At 70.5% G+C, this 16,990-nt stretch carries 12 protein-coding genes; 5 read left to right on the top strand and 7 right to left on the bottom strand.

Annotated features, from left to right (window positions below):
* Positions 1–236: 236 nt before the first annotated feature.
* Together polA and V8201_RS11300 are read left to right on the top strand one after the other, a co-directional pair.
* On the top strand, positions 237–2,993 hold the full coding sequence (polA, locus tag V8201_RS11305) for a DNA polymerase I (protein ID WP_336545350.1): 2,757 nt from the start codon (positions 237–239) through the stop codon (positions 2,991–2,993).
* Positions 2,994–3,099: 106 nt separating this feature from the next.
* Complete coding sequence (locus tag V8201_RS11300) at positions 3,100–4,641, top strand: lipopolysaccharide biosynthesis protein (protein ID WP_200870438.1); 1,542 nt, start codon at positions 3,100–3,102, stop codon at positions 4,639–4,641.
* Positions 4,642–5,102: 461 nt separating this feature from the next.
* Here V8201_RS11300 and purH read toward each other — a convergent pair whose 3' ends face one another.
* The 4 genes from purH to V8201_RS11280 form a co-directional block, all read right to left on the bottom strand.
* Complete coding sequence (gene purH, locus V8201_RS11295; RefSeq protein WP_336545349.1) at positions 5,103–6,665, bottom strand: bifunctional phosphoribosylaminoimidazolecarboxamide formyltransferase/IMP cyclohydrolase; 1,563 nt, start codon at positions 6,663–6,665, stop codon at positions 5,103–5,105.
* Positions 6,666–7,145: 480 nt separating this feature from the next.
* On the bottom strand, positions 7,146–8,882 hold the full coding sequence (locus V8201_RS11290; RefSeq protein WP_037535250.1) for a heparinase II/III family protein: 1,737 nt from the start codon (positions 8,880–8,882) through the stop codon (positions 7,146–7,148).
* Positions 8,879–9,550: a ribulose-phosphate 3-epimerase gene (rpe, locus tag V8201_RS11285; protein ID WP_037535251.1), complete on the bottom strand. Its 672-nt coding sequence runs from the start codon at positions 9,548–9,550 to the stop codon at positions 8,879–8,881. Before rpe ends, V8201_RS11290 begins: the two co-directional genes overlap by 4 nt.
* Positions 9,551–9,624: 74 nt before the next feature.
* Positions 9,625–10,929, bottom strand: coding sequence for an RsmB/NOP family class I SAM-dependent RNA methyltransferase (locus tag V8201_RS11280; protein WP_336545348.1), 1,305 nt, complete (start codon positions 10,927–10,929; stop codon positions 9,625–9,627).
* 60 nt (positions 10,930–10,989) lie between these two features.
* Here V8201_RS11280 and V8201_RS11275 point away from each other — a divergent pair, with 60 nt between their 5' ends.
* From V8201_RS11275 to V8201_RS11265, 3 genes are all read left to right on the top strand, one after another.
* On the top strand, positions 10,990–11,151 hold the full coding sequence (locus V8201_RS11275) for a DUF1674 domain-containing protein (RefSeq protein ID WP_081793114.1): 162 nt from the start codon (positions 10,990–10,992) through the stop codon (positions 11,149–11,151).
* A gap of 116 nt (positions 11,152–11,267) precedes the next feature.
* Positions 11,268–13,112, top strand: coding sequence for an AsmA family protein (locus tag V8201_RS11270; RefSeq protein WP_336545347.1), 1,845 nt, complete (start codon positions 11,268–11,270; stop codon positions 13,110–13,112).
* Between the two features lie 129 nt (positions 13,113–13,241).
* The gene (locus tag V8201_RS11265) at positions 13,242–13,919 is read left to right on the top strand and encodes a helix-hairpin-helix domain-containing protein (RefSeq protein ID WP_336545346.1); all 678 of its coding nucleotides are present in this window, start codon (positions 13,242–13,244) and stop codon (positions 13,917–13,919) included.
* Between the two features lie 6 nt (positions 13,920–13,925).
* On the opposite strand, the gene V8201_RS11260 is transcribed toward V8201_RS11265, so the two are convergent.
* Genes V8201_RS11260 through V8201_RS11250 form a run of 3 tightly spaced genes read right to left on the bottom strand, consistent with a single transcriptional unit; the run spans position 13,926 to position 16,953 of the window.
* Entirely contained in the window at positions 13,926–14,321 is a 396-nt protein-coding gene (locus V8201_RS11260) for an acyl-CoA thioesterase (protein WP_271299702.1), read from the bottom strand.
* Positions 14,318–14,887, bottom strand: coding sequence for a DedA family protein (locus V8201_RS11255; protein WP_336545394.1), 570 nt, complete (start codon positions 14,885–14,887; stop codon positions 14,318–14,320). The genes V8201_RS11260 and V8201_RS11255 overlap by 4 nt, the downstream gene beginning before the upstream one ends.
* Positions 14,884–16,953, bottom strand: coding sequence for a S9 family peptidase (locus V8201_RS11250; RefSeq protein ID WP_336545345.1), 2,070 nt, complete (start codon positions 16,951–16,953; stop codon positions 14,884–14,886). Before V8201_RS11250 ends, V8201_RS11255 begins: the two co-directional genes overlap by 4 nt.
* Positions 16,954–16,990: the final 37 nt, after the last annotated feature.

Below are 16,990 nucleotides of genomic sequence, written 5' to 3'. Positions count from 1 at the left end.
GCCCCCGCCACCTCGTCATCCCGGCCTGCGCAAGGATGACGAATGGGAGGGGAGCGTCCCGCTCCCCGACTGTCTCGTATCGAGCGCCGTCATCCACAGGTATTCTGTGAGGCGACGGCCGCGGTTCGCCAAACCGCCGCTCGCCATAGTCACCTGAAAGCCACACTCCGCCAAAGCCTGCCGCCGCCCCACGCAGAGGTTGGTGCCGCCCGGCCGATCGGCTAAGTGCTGCAAGGATGCCCCATCTCTATCTCGTCGACGGCTCGGGCTATATCTTCCGCGCCTATCATCGCCTGCCGCCGCTCACCAACAAGCATGGCGAACCGGTCGGTGCCGTCTATGGCTATACCGCGATGCTGTGGAAGCTCGCCGACGAGCTGCATGCGGCGGAAGGGCCGACGCATATGGCGGTGATCCTCGACAAATCGTCGAAGACCTTCCGCAACGACCTGTACGATCAGTACAAGGCGCACCGGCCGCCGCCGCCCGAAGATCTCGTGCCGCAATTCCCGATGATCCGCGACGCGACCCGCGCCTTCTCGCTGCCGTGCATCGAGACCGAGGGTCTGGAGGCGGACGACATCATCGCCTGCTATGCCAAGGCGGCGCTGGCGCAGGGCTGGTCGGTGACCATCGTCAGTTCCGACAAGGACCTGATGCAGCTGATCGAGCCGGGGCTCGACCTGTACGACACGATGAACAACCGGCGGCTGGGCGCGGAGCATGTCGCCGAGAAGTTCTTCGGCATCGCGCCGACGCAATTGGGCGACGTGCTCGCGCTGATGGGCGACAGCGTCGACAACGTCCCCGGCGTGCCCGGCGTCGGCCCGAAGACCGCAGCCAAGCTGATCCTCGAACATGGCGATCTCGAATCCGTCCTCGCCGCCGCGGAGGGGATGAAGAAGGGCAAGCTGCGCGACAATCTGATCGAACATGCCGGCATGGCGCGGCTCAGCCGCGAACTCGTGTCGCTGCGCTGCGACGTCGCCCTGCCCGAACCGCTCGAGGATCTCGAGCTCAAGGGCATCCCTGACGCGCCGCTGCGCGCCTTCCTGGAACATCACGGCTTCCGCACCTTGCTCGCCAAACTGGGCCAGGTCGCCGACGCACCCGTCGCCGCGCCCGTCGCGGTCCCCTATGAGGCCGACCCGCCGTGCGAGCACGACGCCTATGAGACGGTGGTCGACGTCGAGACGCTCGACCGCTGGATCGCGCAGGCGCAGCATCAGGGCTGGGTGGCGATCGACACCGAGACGACCGGCACCGATGCGACCCGCGTCGATCTGGTCGGCGTCAGCCTCGCGCTCGGCGCCAACAAGGCCTGCTACATCCCGCTCGGCCATGGCGGCAGCGACCTGTTCGGCGAGACGCCGCCGCAGATCGATCAGGGCGAGGCGCTCGCCCGGCTCAAGATCCTCTGCGAGGACGCCGCGGTGCTCAAGATCGGGCACAATCTCAAGTTCGACATGATCGTGCTCGGCCTGCACGGCATCGCCGTCGCGCCGCATGACGATACGATCGTGATGAGCTTCGACCTCGACGCCGGGCTGCACGGCCACGGCATGGACGAACTCGCCGCGACGCATCTGTCGCACAGCTGCATCGCCTTCAAGGACGTGGTCGGCACCGGCAAGACGCAGCGCGGCTTCCACGAGGTCGATCTCAAGGCCGCCACCCGCTACGCCGCCGAGGATGCCGACGTCACCTATCGGCTGTGGAAGCGCTTCAAGGCGCGGCTGCCCGCCGAAGAGGCGACGCGCGTCTATGAGATGGTCGACCGGCCGCTGGTGCCGGTGGTCGCGCGGATGGAAATGCGCGGGATCAAGGTCGATCGCGAGCGCCTGTCCGCCCTGTCCGCCGGGTTCAGCGAGCAGATCGCCGGGCTCGAAACGGTGATCCACGGCCTCGCCGGCGCGCCGTTCACGATCGGCAGCCCCAAGCAATTGGGCGACGTCCTGTTCGAGAAGATGGGCATCAAGGGCGGCCGCAAGGGCAAGTCCGGCGTCTATTCGACCGACGTCACCGAACTCGAACGGATCGCCGCCGACAAGGATTCGCCCGGTGCCGAGATTGCCGCGCGGGTGCTCGACTGGCGACAGCTCACCAAGCTCAAGAACACCTATACCGATGCGTTGCAGGCGCAGATCAATCCGCGCACCGGCCGCGTCCACACCAGTTACTCGCTGACCGGCGCGCAGACCGGCCGCCTGTCGTCGACCGAGCCCAACCTGCAGAATATCCCGATCCGCACCGAGGTCGGGCGGCAGATCCGCGACGCCTTCGTCGCCGAGCCGGGCAACGTCATCCTCGCCGCCGACTATTCGCAGATCGAGCTCCGGCTGGCGGCGCATATGGCCGACGTGCCGGCGCTGCGCGACGCCTTCGCCAACGGCGACGACATCCACAGCCTGACCGCGATGGAGCTGTTCGGCGAGATCAACCGCGATACGCGCGGGCGGGCCAAGACGATCAACTTCGCGATCCTCTACGGCATCAGCCGCTGGGGCCTCGCCGGGCGGCTCGACGTCTCCGCCGAAGAGGCGCAGGCGATGATCGACCGCTATTTCGAGCGCTTCCCAGGCATCAACACCTATATCGCCGAGACGACGCAGAGCGTGCGCGAGCGCGGCTTCACCACCACCCTGTTCGGGCGCAAGACGCATTTCCCGCGCATCCGCAGCAAGGTGCAGCACGAACGACAGGGCGCCGAGCGCGCGGCGATCAACGCGCCGATCCAGGGGACCAGCGCCGACATCATCAAGCGCGCGATGGTCCGCATGGAACCAGCGCTGCTCGCCGCGGGGCTGCCCGACGTGCAGATGCTGTTGCAGGTGCACGACGAACTCGTCTTCGAACTGCCCGAGGGCGACGTCGCGGCGGCGAAGCCGGTGATCGAACGGGTGATGGCGGAAGCCGCCGCACCGGCGGTGACGCTGTCGGTGCCGCTCGGGATCGAGATCGGCACGGGTGCGAGCTGGGGGGCGGCGCATTGATCGCCGGCGTTTCCCTCCTGCCCTCCCCCTTCCGGCGCTGTGCGCCTCCGTCCCTGTCCCGATGCGAGCGGGAGACGACACCGCAGGCGGCGCAGGGTGAGGGTGGATGCGGCGCGCCCGTGATCGCCCGCCCGTGACGCAATCCAAGGACATCGACGCCCTCGCCAAGGGGGGGCGCACCAATATCGCCGGCTTCGTGCTGCGGCTGGCCGCGCGCATCCCGTTCCTGTTCATCGCCGGGCGGCTGTACGGGCCGGACCTCGTCGGCCGCTTCGCGCTCGCCGTGGTGGTGGTCGAGCTCGCCGCGCTGGTTGCGACGCTCGGGCTCAAGCGCGGGCTGGCGCAGGCGCTGTCCTCTTCGGATCAGCCGCACGTCTGCGTCGTCTGGGATGCGCTGGCGCTCGCCTTCATCCTGTCGATCGCGGCGAGCGCGGTGCTGATCGCCTTTCCGGAGGTGATGTACGCCAATACGCAGGTGACCGGGCTCGACCGGTTCCTGCCGTGCATCATCGTCGCGGTGGCCTGGTCCGACGTCAGTTTGTCGGCGCTCGCCTATCGCCATGACGTCAAGGCGGCGGTGACCGCGCGCGCGGTGGTCGAGCCGTGGACGATCTCGATCGCCGCCTGGGTCTTCTCCTTCTTCACGATCAAGGACGGGCTGGTGCTCTCCTATGTCGCGTCGATGACCGCGGCGCTGATCGCCAGCTTCGTGCCCTTCCTGCGCAGCTACGGCCTGCCGCGCGGCTGGTCGCCGCATCCGGGGCAATTGTTCGCGCTCGCCCGCGCCAATGCGCCGCTCGCCGGCGCCGATGCGCTCGAATGGGGCAGCCGCAACGTCGATCGCTTCATCCTCGGCGTGATGTTCGAACCGAAGATCGTCGGCATCTATTACATGGCGCAGCAGGTCGCGAGCCTGCCGCAGAAGCTCAAAACCAGCTTCGACCCGATCCTCGGCCCGGTCATCACGCGCAGCCTCGCGATCGACGACCGCGCCGCGATCGCGCAGCAGGTGCGGCAGGTGGCGTTCTGGATCATGGCGGCGCAGGCGGGCCTCGCGCTGATGGGTTCGATCCCGGCGGGCGCGGTGATGGGCGTGGTCGGGCCGCAGTTCGTCGCGGGCAGTGCGGCGCTCGGCTTCCTGCTCGCCGCCGAGGTGCTCGCCTCGACCGGGGCGGTGTGCGAATCGGCGCTGGTCTACACGGCGCGGCACCGCAACCTGATGATCTCGATCGTCATGCTCGCGGTGCAGATCACGCTCAGCTTCGCGCTGATCGTCGGCATGCGACGGCTCGGCTGGCCGACGATGTGGCAGGCGGCGGGGCCGGCGGTGGCGCTGATGATCAGCGTCGCGCTGACCTCGGTGGTCAAGGCGGGGCTGCTCGGACGGATCCTCGCCGCACCGGTCTCGCCGTGGCGCTGGCCGCTGCTCGCCGCGATCCTCGCCGCCGCAGCGGTCGGCGGCCTGTTCACCGCGCTGCCGCCGCGCTTCGAATGGCTCGAACTGATCGGCGGCGAGCCGGCGATCGCCGCGACCTATCTGTTCGTGCTGTGGCGCTGGGCGTTCGGCCCCGCCGACCGCGCGCTGTTCGGCAAGATGCCGAAAGCGGAGGAGGCCACGCTGCCCAATGTCGGATCGCCGGTCCGCTGAGCGGCTGCCGGGCGTTTCCCGCGAAGCGGCGAAGCCGCAAAGCCGCGAAGAGGGCGTGGATGCGGGGCCCTGCTCTCTCTGAATTTGAGGGTAGAGACGGCATCCCCCGAACACCTTCTCCGCGCCTCCGCGCCTCCGCGTGAACTCTGGTCTTCGCGCCTTCGCGTCTTCGCGTGACCCTTCGTCCTTCCGCGAATGAAGCCGACGACGTTGGTTCACGCGGAGGCGCGGAGGCGCGGAGAGTTGCTTGCGGAAGCGGCGTGGCTCATGCGGGCGCACGGCCAAGACCAGTCCTCGGCCGGTAAGATGTCTGCAGAGCCATATTCGTGCTCCCGCACAGGCGGGAGCCCAGTGTTCTTCGTGCCGCAGACCGTCGCTCTGCTTGGCCACTGGATCCCCGCCTGCGCGGGGATACGGCTTTGGCTTGGACTATCGCGCCACCGCCGGCGGCGCGCCCGCGATCAGTGGCGGAAGTGGCGCATGCCGGTGAAGACCATCGCCAGCCCCGCGGCGTCGGCGGCGGCGATCACCTCCTCGTCGCGGATCGAGCCGCCCGGCTGGATCACCGCCGTCGCCCCTGCCTCGACCGCGGCGAGCAGTCCGTCGGCGAAGGGGAAGAAGGCATCCGACGCCACCGCCGAACCGATCGTGCGGGGGCTCGCCCAGCCGGCCTTGTCGGCGGCGTCCTTCGCTTTCCACGCGGCGATGCGCGCCGATTCGAGCCGGTTCATCTGGCCCGCGCCGACGCCGGCGGTCGCGCCGTCCTTCGCATAGACGATCGCGTTCGACTTGACGTGCTTGGCCACCGTCCAGGCGAAGCGGCAGTCGGCGAGCTCCTGCGCGCTCGGCTGGCGCTTGGTCACGACCTGGAGATCGCCCGGCACGCCCGCGTCGCGATCCTGCACCAGCCAGCCGCCGGCGATCGCCTTGGCGAACAGGCCGGCGCGGTGGGGATCGGGCAGCTCGCCGGTGAGCAGCAGGCGCAGGTTCTTCTTGGCGGCGAAGGCGGCGAGCGCCTCCTCATCGGCATCGGGCGCGACCACCACTTCGGTGAAGATGCCGGCGATCGCCCGCGCGGTCGCGCCGTCGAGCGGGCGGTTGACCGCGATGATGCCGCCGAATGCCGACACCGTGTCGCAGGCGAAGGCCTCGGCATAGGCCTGTTCGAGGCTGTCGGCGGTGGCGACGCCGCAGGGATTGGCATGTTTGACGATGACGCAGGTCGGCGCGGCGTCGTGGAATTCGGCGACCAGCTCGAGCGCGGCGTCGGCGTCGTTGAGGTTGTTGTAGCTCAGCTCCTTACCCTGCACCTGCCGCGCCTGGCCGATGCCGCGCACGCCGTCACTGGCGGTATAGAAGGCGGCGGACTGATGCGGATTCTCGCCATAGCGGAGGGACGCGGCGCGCTTCAGCGTCAGCGGCAATACCGGCGGGAAGGTCTCGCCCTGATCAACCGTGCCGAACCAGCGCGCGATCGCGCCGTCATAGGCGGCGGTGGCGGCGAACGCCTTGGCGGCGAAGCCACGACGCTGGTCGAGCGTCGTCTCGCCGCTGGCGAGGCTCGCGTAATCGGCGGGATCGGTGACGATCGCGACATAGGCGTGGTTCTTGGCGGCGGAGCGGACCATCGACGGGCCGCCGATGTCGATATTCTCGATCACCGTGTCGCGATCGGCACCGCGCGCGACGGTCGCCTCGAACGGGTAGAGATTGACGACGACGAGGTCGATCGCGCCGATGCCGTGTTCCTGCATCGCCTTGGCATGGTCGGCATCGTCGCGCACCGCGAGCAGGCCGCCGTGCACCATCGGGTGAAGCGTCTTGACGCGGCCGTCCATCATCTCGGGGAAGCCGGTGAGGTCCGACACGTCGCGCACCGTCAGCCCGGCATCGCGCAGCGCCTTGGCGGTGCCACCGGTCGACACCAGCTCGACGCCCTTGTCCGCGAGCGTGCGCGCGAGATCGACGATGCCGGTCTTGTCGGAGACGGAGAGCAGGGCGCGGCGGATGGCGATCGTCGACATGGGGACTCCTTGGCTGTCGCGCGTCCCCCTAGCCGGGGATGCCGGCCGGGAACAGGGCGATCAGACACTTGGCGACGCGGATCGGCGTCCCGGTGCGAGGCAGGCGGTGACGCAAGGCACGCCGGTGCCGGTGGGGAGGGAGCGCGTCTGCGCCGCGCCGCGGGTCCGCCCGGACGCTGAATCACAAAGCCGCACGGGAGCCCTGACAGGCCCACACGGTTTCCAACAGCACCAGTATTCCCGCGCAGGCGGGAATCCAGTGGCCAAGCAGAGCACCGGCTTGCGAGAAACAGCACTCCCCGCTCTCGCAAGATCTCTGCAACCGTTCTGGCCTCTCCCAAAACGAGCCGTCACCCCGGACGTGTTCCGGGGTCCACGGCGCCGCGAGATCAACGACTTACGCTCCTGCGGAACGGTGGATGCCGGACCAAGTCCGGCATGACGAAGGAGGCTTCGCAGGGGGCCGACGCAGCCCCCCCCTCAAATTGCCCGCTTCAGCGCCCAGCTCACATTGGCGCCGCCCGCCGGCGCCTCGCCGCTCACCACCAGCTGTTGGGTGGCGATCGGCCGGCCCTCGCCGTCGATCCACAGCGAATCCTCGATGGTCAGCGAGCCGCCGCGGCAGCGGAACTGCCACAGGGCGCCGCCGGGCAGGCGCAGCAGGGCGGCGAGCCCGTCGGCGGTGGGCGAGGCCTCGACCTCCGCGCCGAGGTGGAAGCGCACCGCGAAGGGGACCACGCCGAGCTTGCGGCGGCGCCCCTGCGGCAGCAGCGCATCCTCGCCGCGCAGCTCCTTGCCGTCGCCGGTCAGCATCAGCTGGCGGCGGTGGATGAAGCCCCAGCGGCGGACATAGCCGTCGTGGCTCGCCTCGATCCGGCTGGCGACATCCGATTCCTGGCGCGACAGCTCGACCTCGGCGACGCCGCGGCCGAGCGTGCCGTCGGCGAGGATCGCGGTCGAATTCGAATCGCCGACGGTCAGCGTCGAATGCGCCGCGGTGGTGCGCAGCGCCTCGGCATAAGCGGCGGGCAGCTGCGGCACCGCGGCGCGCGCGCCGCCGCAATTGACGATCAGCCGCGTCGCGCCGTCGGAGAATTCGAACGCCAGCGTCGAGGCGCAGCCGCCCTCGACCAGCCGCGCGACCGGCGGCGGCGCGGCATCGACGATCAGCACCGCGCCACCGGCGGCAAGTCGCTGATAGCCCCAGTCGCGCGCCTGGCGCAGCGGCCGCGTCCGCACACCGCTCGCGGCGATCACCGCGGCGAGCGCATCGGGGGTCGCCGGGCCACCGCCCTGCCAGCTCGCCACCATGCCGTCGCCATGCATCACGCCGAGCAGCGCCGGCACCGCGCGGGTCAGCGCCGCGGTGACGCCCGCCGGCATCTCCTCGCGCCGCGCCGCATAGGTTTCGCGCAGCATCGCCAGCAGCATGATCGTGTCGAGCAGCATCGCCGGGCTGCGCGACACCGACCCGCCATCCTCGCTGAGGCCGCTCGCCAGCGCGCGCGCCAGCCCCGCCTCGCCGAAGCTGCGGCGCGGATCGCCGCCGGGAATGAGCAGCCCCGCCGCGACGACGCCGCACCAGGCGGCGATGCGCGGCGCGCCGGCGGGCGCCTTGTCGGCACCGCGGTCGAGATGCCGCGCGCCGCGCGCCAGCGTGTTGAGCACGCTCGACCGGTAGACGAGATCGGTCGACGACAGGATCAGCGGCGCATGCGCGGTCCAGAACAGCATGCGCCGGCCCCACAGATCGGGCCGCCACGCCAGCGCATCGACGCGCTCGGCATAATCGCCCAGCCAGCGCGCCATCAGCGCCTCGGCGATCGGCGCACCCTGCGCCCGCGTCGCGACCGTCGACAGGTCGCGCAGCCAGGCGAAGCTGTGGACGTAATCGGCGAACGGCCGGCCCCATTCGCCGCGCTTGAAGGCGAGCGTGTCGATCGGATGCGTCTCGCCGCGGAAGCTCAGCTCGCCGCCGAGCAGCGCGCGGCCGCGTCCGACGTCACCGATCACCGGATCGTCGGGCACCGCGATCAGCTTGAGCGGATAGCGGCCCTTCAGCCGCATGCCGTGGATCGGCGTGCGCCAGGTCAGCCGGTGCAGCCGTTCGGCGAGGCGCTCGGCGAGGCTGAGCCCGCGGTCGCCGCCGACGCGCATCAGCCGCTTGCCCTCCTCCACCCCGTCCTGGGGCGGTTCGATCGGCGCGATCTCGTTCATCCCGCCGCCGGCACGCCGCGCAGCGCGGCGATATTGGCGGCATAATGGTCCGGCCCGCCGCGGAAGACGGCGGTGCCGGCGACGAGCGCGTCGGCGCCCGCGGCGATGCAGCGCGCGGCGTGCGCGGGATCGACGCCGCCGTCGACCTCCAGGTCGATCGCACGGCCGGTCTGGTCGATCATCTTGCGGATCGCGGCGATCTTCTTGAGCTGGCTATCGATGAACGTCTGCCCGCCGAAGCCCGGATTGACGCTCATCACCAGCACCAGATCAACCATGTCGATGAGATAGTCGAGCATCTTGGCCGGCGTGCCGGGATTGAGCACGACCCCGGCGCGCTTGCCCAGCCCCTTGATGTGCTGGATCGTGCGGTGGATGTGCGGCCCCGCCTCGGGATGAACGGTCATCCCGTCCGCCCCCGCCTCGGCGAAGGCGTCGAGATAGGCGTCGACCGGCGAGATCATCAGATGGACGTCGAACGGCTTGGTGGTGTGCGGGCGCAGCGCCTTCACCACCGCCGGGCCGATCGTGATATTGGGGACGAAATGGCCGTCCATCACGTCGATGTGGATCCAGTCCGCGCCCGCCGCGTCGATCGCCCGAACCTCCTCGCCCAGTCTGGCGAAGTCGGCGGAAAGGATCGAGGGGGCGATGCGGACCGGTTGCATGGCCTTTCTCTCTAACCGCCTGCCACTCTATTACAATGCGCTTAAGGATCGGCGCCGGAGCGCATTTTCTCTGCTCAGCCCTGCCGCCGCAGCCGCACCATGAAGAAGCCGTCGCAGCCGCCCGCCGCGGCGAGCATCCCCGGCAGCGTGCGGACATAGCCTTCGGCATGGACCGGTATCCCCTCGGGCAGCAGCGCCGCGGCGGGTGCGTCGATCGTATAATCGGGCCGGTCGGCGAGGAAGCGGGCGAGCTGCGCCTCGCCCTCGGCGGGTTCGAGGCTGCACGTCGCGAAGACGAGCGCACCGCCGGGGCGCACCCAGTCGGCGGCACGCGCCCACAGCCGCGCCTGCAGCGCCGCCATCTCCTCGACGATTGGCGGGTGGACGCGGTGGAGCACGTCGGGGTGGCGGCGGAAGATGCCGGTGGCGCTGCACGGCGCGTCGATCAGCAGCGCGTCGGCGGGTGCCTCGGGTTGCCAGCGCAACACGTCGCCGGCGATCACCTCGGCCTTGAGCCGGGTGCGGAACAGGTTCTCGCGCAGCCGCTTGATCCGCGCGTTCGACACGTCGACCGCGGCAACGGTGAAGCCGGCGGCGGCGAGCTGGAGCGTCTTGCCGCCCGGCGCGGCGCACAGATCGATCGCGCGCGCCGGCGCCTCGCCCTGCTGGCGCACCGCATCGGCGAGCAGCCGCGCCGGCAGCGAGGCGGCGATGTCCTGCACCCACCAGCGCCCCTCGGCAAAGCCGGGCAGTTCGGTCACCGATCCCGCATCGGCGACGCGGACGTGGCCGGGCAGCAGGCTGGTGCCGCCGAGCGCGACGCGCCACTGTTCGGTCTCCGCCGGATCGGCGAGCGTGATGTCGAGCGGCGGCGGCGCGGCGATCGCCTGCGCCGCGCCGTCGGTCATCGCCGGCCCCCAGGCCGCCTCCCAGCGCGCCTCGACCAGCGGCGGCAGCGCCGGCAGCTCGGGAAGCAGCACGCCCGACCGGACGATCGCGCCGAACACGCCATGGACGAGCTTGCGCGGGCCGCCGTCGACCAGCGGCAGCACGGTGGCGATCGCGGCATGATGCGGCGTGCCGAGCACCAGCGCCTGGACGAGCGCGATACGCAGCGCCATCCGCGCCTTGGCATCGTCGGGCAGCGGCCGTTCGGTGACCGAATCGATCAGCGCGTCGAGGTCCGGCAGCCGCCGCAACACCTCCGCGGCGATCGCATGGGCGAGACCGCGGTCGGGGCCGTAGACATGGCGCGTCGCCGCGACCAGCGCCTGTTCGAGCGGCTCGCCCCGCCGCAGCACCGCATCGAGCAGGCGCAGCGCGGCGCGGCGCGATGGGGTGCCGAGGGCATCGGAATCGCTATTCGGAGATCGGGGCAAACTTGTCTTACCTGCGGCTGATGACGATATGAATTCCTCCCCTTAGACCGGAGAGCCGCGATGGGCCAACGTCCTGCGCATGTGAAGCCGCCCGCCTACCTCAGCCGCAACCCGCCGGTCCCGACACCGGAGGCCAAGCCGTCGACCCAGCCCGATCCGCTCGGGCTCAACCCGACGCGCTACGGCGACTGGGAGCTGAAGGGCATCGCGGTCGATTTCTGACCGTCGGGCGGACGCGCGGGGGGGGCGCCGTTTCGGACCGTCCCCGGATCGGAACAATCGTTCGCGCATATGCGTCCATGATCGATGTTAATCCTTGGCAGCGCCCGGAGCGTGTCTTGACGATCGGACGCGGCGCGCGGCGCGGCCTTGCCGCGGGTGGTATCGGCCTGATCGTGCTGCTGCTCGCCGTCGCCGCCTTTCCGTTCGGGCTGCTCAAGCCGATCGTCGCCGACCGGCTCGGCAAACGGTTCGGGCGGGCGGTGAGCATCGACTCGATGACGCGGGTCGACACGATCGGCTTCACCCCGACGATCGCGGTGCGCGGCGTCCGCATCGCGCAGGCGGACTGGGCGGGATCGGGAGATTTCCTGCGCCTGCGCGAAGCGCGCGTCCGCTTCCCGCTCTGGCCGCTGCTCACCGGCACCTTCCGCCCTCGCGATATCGTCGTCGAGGGGCTGCAGCTCGCGCTGGTCCGCGCCGCCGATGGCCGCACCAACTGGTCGCGCCCGGGCGAGCCCCAGCGCGGCGGTGCGTCGACCGATCTGCGCGGCCTCACCGTGCGCGACAGCCGCATCTCCTATCGCGACGCCAAGCGGCAGCGGACCGCCGATGTCGCCTTCACCTCGGATGCCAACGGACTGCACGCCGCCGGCAGCGGCACGGTACGCGGCACCGCGGTGCGGATCGCGGTCGACGGCGCCTCGGTCGCGCAGCCGGTGGCGGGGCCTTGGCCGTTCACCGCGACGATCACCGGCACCGCGCTGTCGCTGCACGCGCGCGGCAGCACCGACCGGCCGCTTGATACCGATGCGATGATGCTCGACGTCACCGCGCGCGCCGCCGACCTGCGGCTGATCGATGCGGTGATCGAGGCGGGGCTGTTCGGCACGCAGCCGGTCGCGCTCACCGCGCATGTCCGCCACCAGGCTCCGCGCTGGATCGTCACCGACCTCAAAGGCACGATCGGACGCTCCGACCTGTCCGGCCATGTCACCGTCGACAAGCAGGACGGGCGCACCAGGCTGGACGGCGCGATCGCATCGCGCCGGTTCGACTTCGACGATCTGTCGTCGGACGAGGGCAAGGCGGCGGGCGCCGCGCTCGAACGTCGGATCGGCCCGCGGCTGGTGCCGGACACGCGCATCAACCTCGCCAACGTCGCACGCACCGACGGGCGGATCGCGGTGCGCGTCGCGCGCGTGTTCAGCCATGGCGGCAGCACGTCGGTGACGGGGATCGACGGCGTGCTGACGCTCGACCGGTCGCGGCTGCGCGTCGCGCCGCTGACCATCCGCCTCGCCGGCGGAACGGCGCGCGGCACGGTGACGGTCGACCAGCGGGGTGGCGCGAAGACGCCGCGGCTCGGTGTCGACCTGCGCCTCGTCGGCACGCGGATCGAGGCACTGGCCGGCGATGCGGGCGCGTTCACCGGGCGCGTCGCCGCTTTGGCGCGGCTGAGCGGGCGCGGCGATACGATCCGCAGCGCGATCGGCCGGTCCGACGGGCGGATCGGCCTCACCATCCGCGACGGCTCGCTGCCGGCGCGCTATGCCGCCGCGCTCGGTTTCGACGCGGGGCGGGCGCTGCTCGCGGGCGGGGCGGACAGCGCGCGGCTGCGCTGTCTGGTGCTCGCGCTGCCGGTGCACGGCGGGCGGGGCGAGGCCGCGCCGCTGGTCGTCGACACCAGCGCCAGCCAGCTCCACGGCAGCGGCACGATCCGCTTTCCCGACGAACGGATCGACCTGCGGCTGACCGGCGCACCCAAGGGGCACAGCCTGCTGCGGCTGCCCGGATCGGCCTATGTCACCGGCAGCCTCAGCGATCCGGTGCTGACCGTGCCGCCCGAGGTCAAATCGGTCGGCAACATCTTCAAGGCGATCGGCCGCGCGATCACCGGCCGGCAGGGGCCGAGCGCGACCGACGCCGATTGCGCCGGGCTGGTGGCGCGCGCGCTGCGGTGACGGTGACGGCCGCGCCAGCGCGCGGCTGCCCCGCCGTTCCGACGGCCGGCCGCGGCAAATCCGCCAAACACCGGATGACGAGGCGCTTTCTGCTCGCCGCGCGGCGGCTGCGCCGGTAGGATCGCCGTCATGAATGATACCGCCACCGCCGGCGGCGCCTCCGGTGCCAGCCTGATCCCCGACACCACCGGCGCTTTCACCATCGCGCATCTCGCGGTGATCGCGCTGTTTGCGATCGCGGTGATCGTCGCCGTCGTCTGGGGCGCGCGCCTCAAGCGCCAGCGCAAGGCCGCCGAACGCGAGATCGCCAGCCACAATGCCGAGGTCGCCGCACCGCCCGAGCCGACCCCCGCCCCTGCTCCTGCTCCTGCTCCTGCCCCTGCCCCGCGCGTCGTGCCTGTCGCACAGGCGGCGCCCGTTCAGCCCGTCGCGCCGCCCGCGCCCGCCGAAGAGCCCGCGCCCGATCCGATCGCGCCTGATCCGATCGCGAACGAGCCGATCGCCGCCGCCGCGCCGCTCGATGCCGCGCCCGCGATGGAGGCCGCCTCCGCGCCGGCCGATTCGCCCGCCGACGCCCCGGTCGGCACGCTCAAGGGCCTCGGGCCCAAGCTCGCCGCGCGCCTTGGCGAACTCGGTATCACCACGGTCGGCCAGATCGCCGCGCTCACCGACGACGAGGCGGCGCGGCTCGATGCGCAGCTCGGGCCGTTCTCCGGCCGGATCACGCGCGATCGCTGGATCGAACAGGCGCGATTCCTCGCCGCGGGCGATCGCGCCGGGTTCGAGGCGGTATTCGGCCGGCTGTAATGCCGGTCAACGCGCCAGAAAAGGCGCGGCGAGCTCGGGCCGCACCCGCAGCAGCCGCCCGGTGGCGCGATCGAGCAACGCCCAGGTCGTCACCGCTTCCACCTTGACCCGGCCGTCGGCGCCGGTGAAGCGGACGTGGCGGTCGAAGCGCGCGCCCTTGGGCGGCTCGGGCACCCAGGTCTCGCCGGTCACCGTCTCGCCCGCCGCGACGTTGCCGCGATAGTCGATCGCGTGGCGCGTCACGACCCAGACCAAGGCGGCCTGATCCGCTTCGCTTGCCACCGCCGCCCAATGCGCGACGGCGATGTCCTGGATCCAGCGTACCCACACCGCATTGTTGACATGGCCGAGCTCGTCGATGTCGTCCGCCGTGGCGGTGATCGACAAAGTGAAGCGGCTCATGCCTGCCGCCGCCGTCGCCACCAGCGGACCGCGGCGACCACGGTCCCCAGCATCAGCGCGGCGAGCGCCACCCACAGCCACTGCCGCCCGTGCGGGCGATAGCGACCGAGCAGTTCGGCGATGCCGGTGCCGAACACATAGCCGAGGCCGGTGAACAGCACGCCCCACACCGCCGCGGCGACCGCGTTGATCCACAGGAAGGTGCGCGCCGGCACCTGCGTCGTGCCGATCGCGATCGGGCTGACCGTGCGCAGCCCGTAAAGGAAGCGGAACACGAAGATGAAGCCGATCGGATGGCGTTCGAGCGTGTCGAGCGCCTTGGCGAAGGCGGGCTTGGCCTGCGCGCGCTGCACCCAGCGATGGTTGCGGAAGCGGCGCCCGGCGGCGAAGAACGCCTGGTCCGCGACGAACGAACCGGTCGCGGCGGCGATCATCGCACCGGGCAGCGACAGCATCCCCTCATGCGCGAACAGACCGCCGGCGAGCACCATCGTCTCGCCCTCGATCCCCGCGCCGAGGAAAACCGCGGCGAGCCCGTATTCGGCGATGAGCGCCTCGATACTCAGCGGTCGATCCCGAGCTGCCAGAGCACGAAGGCATGTTCCTCCGCCGCCTCGCGCAGCGATTCGAACCGGCCCGACTTGCCGCCGTGGCCCGCGCCCATATTGGTCTTGAGCAGCAGCACGTTATCGTCGGTCTTGGTGGCGCGCAGCCTGGCCGCCCATTTCGCCGGCTCCCAATAGGTGACGCGCGGATCGTTGAGCCCGCCCGAGATGAACAGCGGCGGATAGGCCTGCGCGACGACATTGTCGTAGGGGCTGTAGCTGCGGATCAGTTCGAACGCGGCCTTGTCCTCGATCGGATTGCCCCATTCGGGCCATTCGCCCGGCGTCAGCGGCAGATCGGCGTCCATCATCGTATTGAGCACGTCGACGAACGGCACGTCGGCGATCACCGCGCCCCACAGATCGGGATCGGAATTGACGATCGCCCCCATCAGCTCGCCGCCCGCCGACCGGCCGGCGGTGGCGATGCGTCCGGCGCTGGTCCACCCGCCCGCGATCAGGCCGCGCGCGACATCGACGAAGTCGTTGAACGTGTTGGTGCGCTTGTCGAGCTTGCCGTCGTGATACCATTGCTGGCCGAGATCGTCGCCGCCGCGGATATGTGCGATCGCATAAGCGAACCCCCGATCGAGCAGCGACAGCCGCCCGGTCGAGAAGCCCGGCGGGATCGCATAGCCGTAGGCGCCATAGGCGTAGAGGAACACGGGCTGCGACCCGTCGCGCCGGAAGCCGGCGGGGTAGACGATCGACACCGGAATCTCGGTGCCGTCACGCGCGGCGATCTTGAGCCGCTCGGTACGATAGCCGGCGGCGTCATAGCCGGCGGGGATCTCCTGCACCTTGCGCACGGTCAGCGCGCCGGTCGCGACGTCATAGTCGTAGACGGTGCCGGGCGTCACCATCGACTCATAGCCGAGGCGCAGCGTGTCGACCGCATATTCGGGATTGTCGCCGAGGCCCGCGGCATAGCTCGCTTCCGGAAAGGCGATCGGCTGCGGTTCGCGCGGCGCGTCGTAGCGGTGCACCGCGATCTGATCGAGCCCGTCGAGCCGGCCTTCGACGACGAAGAAGTCGCGATAGCATTCGACGCCGGTCATGTAGAAATGCGGGTCGGCGGGGATCAGCTCCTGCCACTCACCCGGCGCGTCGATACGCGCGGTGCACAGCCGCCACATCGGATCGGTGTCGTTGGTGTGGATGAACAGCGTGCCGTCATGCGCGTCGACGTCATATTCGCGCCCCGGCCGGCGCGGCGCGACGAGGATCGGTGTCGCCAGCGGGTCGTGCGCGGGGAGCAGCCGCACCTCGCTGGTGACGTGATCGCCGGTGCTGATCACCAGCCACTGCCGGTCGCTCGTCTCGCCGACCGCGACGCGATAGCCCTCGTCCGCCTCGTGGAACAGCTCGATATCCGTCTCGACCGGCGTGCCGAGCCGGTGGAAGCGGGCATTGTCGGTCCGCCATTGGTCGTTGGCGAGGCCGTAGAGGAAGCCGGCATCGTCGCTCGTCCAGACGATGTCGGAGAGCATGCCGGGAATGACCTCGGGCAGATGCTCGCCGGTATCGAGATTCTTGACGCGCACCTCGAACCGCTCGGCGCCGCTGTCGTCGATCGCATAGGCGAGGTGACGGCCGTCATTGCTCACCGCAAAGGCGCCGAGGCGGAAATATTCCTTGCCCTCGGCAAGCGCCGGCTCGTCGAGCAGCAGCTCATCGTCGCCGCCGCTGACGGGTTTGCGCCACCATTTTCTATACTGGCCGCCGGTCTCGTACGCGGTCCAGTAGAGCCAGTCGCCGTCCTTCTGCGGCACCGAGGATTCGTCTTCCTTGATGCGCGCCTTCATCTCTTCGTACAGCCGGTCGACCAGCGGCTGGTGCGGCGCCATCACCTGTTCGAAATAGGCGTTTTCCGCTTCCAGATAGGCGAGCACGTCGGGGTCGCCGACGTCGGGATAGTCCGGGTCCTTGAGCCAGGCATAGGGATCTTCGATGGTGATGCCGTGCGCGGTGAAGCTGTGCGGGCGCCGGGCGGCGACGGGCGGGGTAGGTACGTTCGGTTCGGTCATACGGCTCTCATAACGTACCGCCCTGCCAAGTCGACGC

It is taken from the genome of Sphingomonas kyungheensis (genome assembly GCF_037120395.1).
Taxonomy (GTDB): Bacteria; Pseudomonadota; Alphaproteobacteria; order Sphingomonadales; family Sphingomonadaceae; genus Sphingomonas; species Sphingomonas kyungheensis.
Note: the sequence above shows the minus strand (reverse complement) of the source record. Positions and strands in the feature narration are given on the sequence as shown.

What these genes read in the sequence shown, in the direction of transcription:
- V8201_RS11300 (WP_200870438.1), top strand. Translation starts at nt 3,100, where the DNA reads ATGCGGCGCGCCCGTGATCGCCCGCCCGTGACGCAATCCAAGGACATC.
- V8201_RS11290 (WP_037535250.1), bottom strand. Translation starts at nt 8,882, where the DNA reads ATGAACGAGATCGCGCCGATCGAACCGCCCCAGGACGGGGTGGAGGAG.
- V8201_RS11250 (WP_336545345.1), bottom strand. Translation starts at nt 16,953, where the DNA reads ATGACCGAACCGAACGTACCTACCCCGCCCGTCGCCGCCCGGCGCCCG.
- V8201_RS11275 (WP_081793114.1), top strand. Translation starts at nt 10,990, where the DNA reads ATGGGCCAACGTCCTGCGCATGTGAAGCCGCCCGCCTACCTCAGCCGC.
- purH (WP_336545349.1), bottom strand. Translation starts at nt 6,665, where the DNA reads ATGTCGACGATCGCCATCCGCCGCGCCCTGCTCTCCGTCTCCGACAAG.
- V8201_RS11265 (WP_336545346.1), top strand. Translation starts at nt 13,242, where the DNA reads ATGAATGATACCGCCACCGCCGGCGGCGCCTCCGGTGCCAGCCTGATC.
- polA (WP_336545350.1), top strand. Translation starts at nt 237, where the DNA reads ATGCCCCATCTCTATCTCGTCGACGGCTCGGGCTATATCTTCCGCGCC.
- V8201_RS11260 (WP_271299702.1), bottom strand. Translation starts at nt 14,321, where the DNA reads ATGAGCCGCTTCACTTTGTCGATCACCGCCACGGCGGACGACATCGAC.
- rpe (WP_037535251.1), bottom strand. Translation starts at nt 9,550, where the DNA reads ATGCAACCGGTCCGCATCGCCCCCTCGATCCTTTCCGCCGACTTCGCC.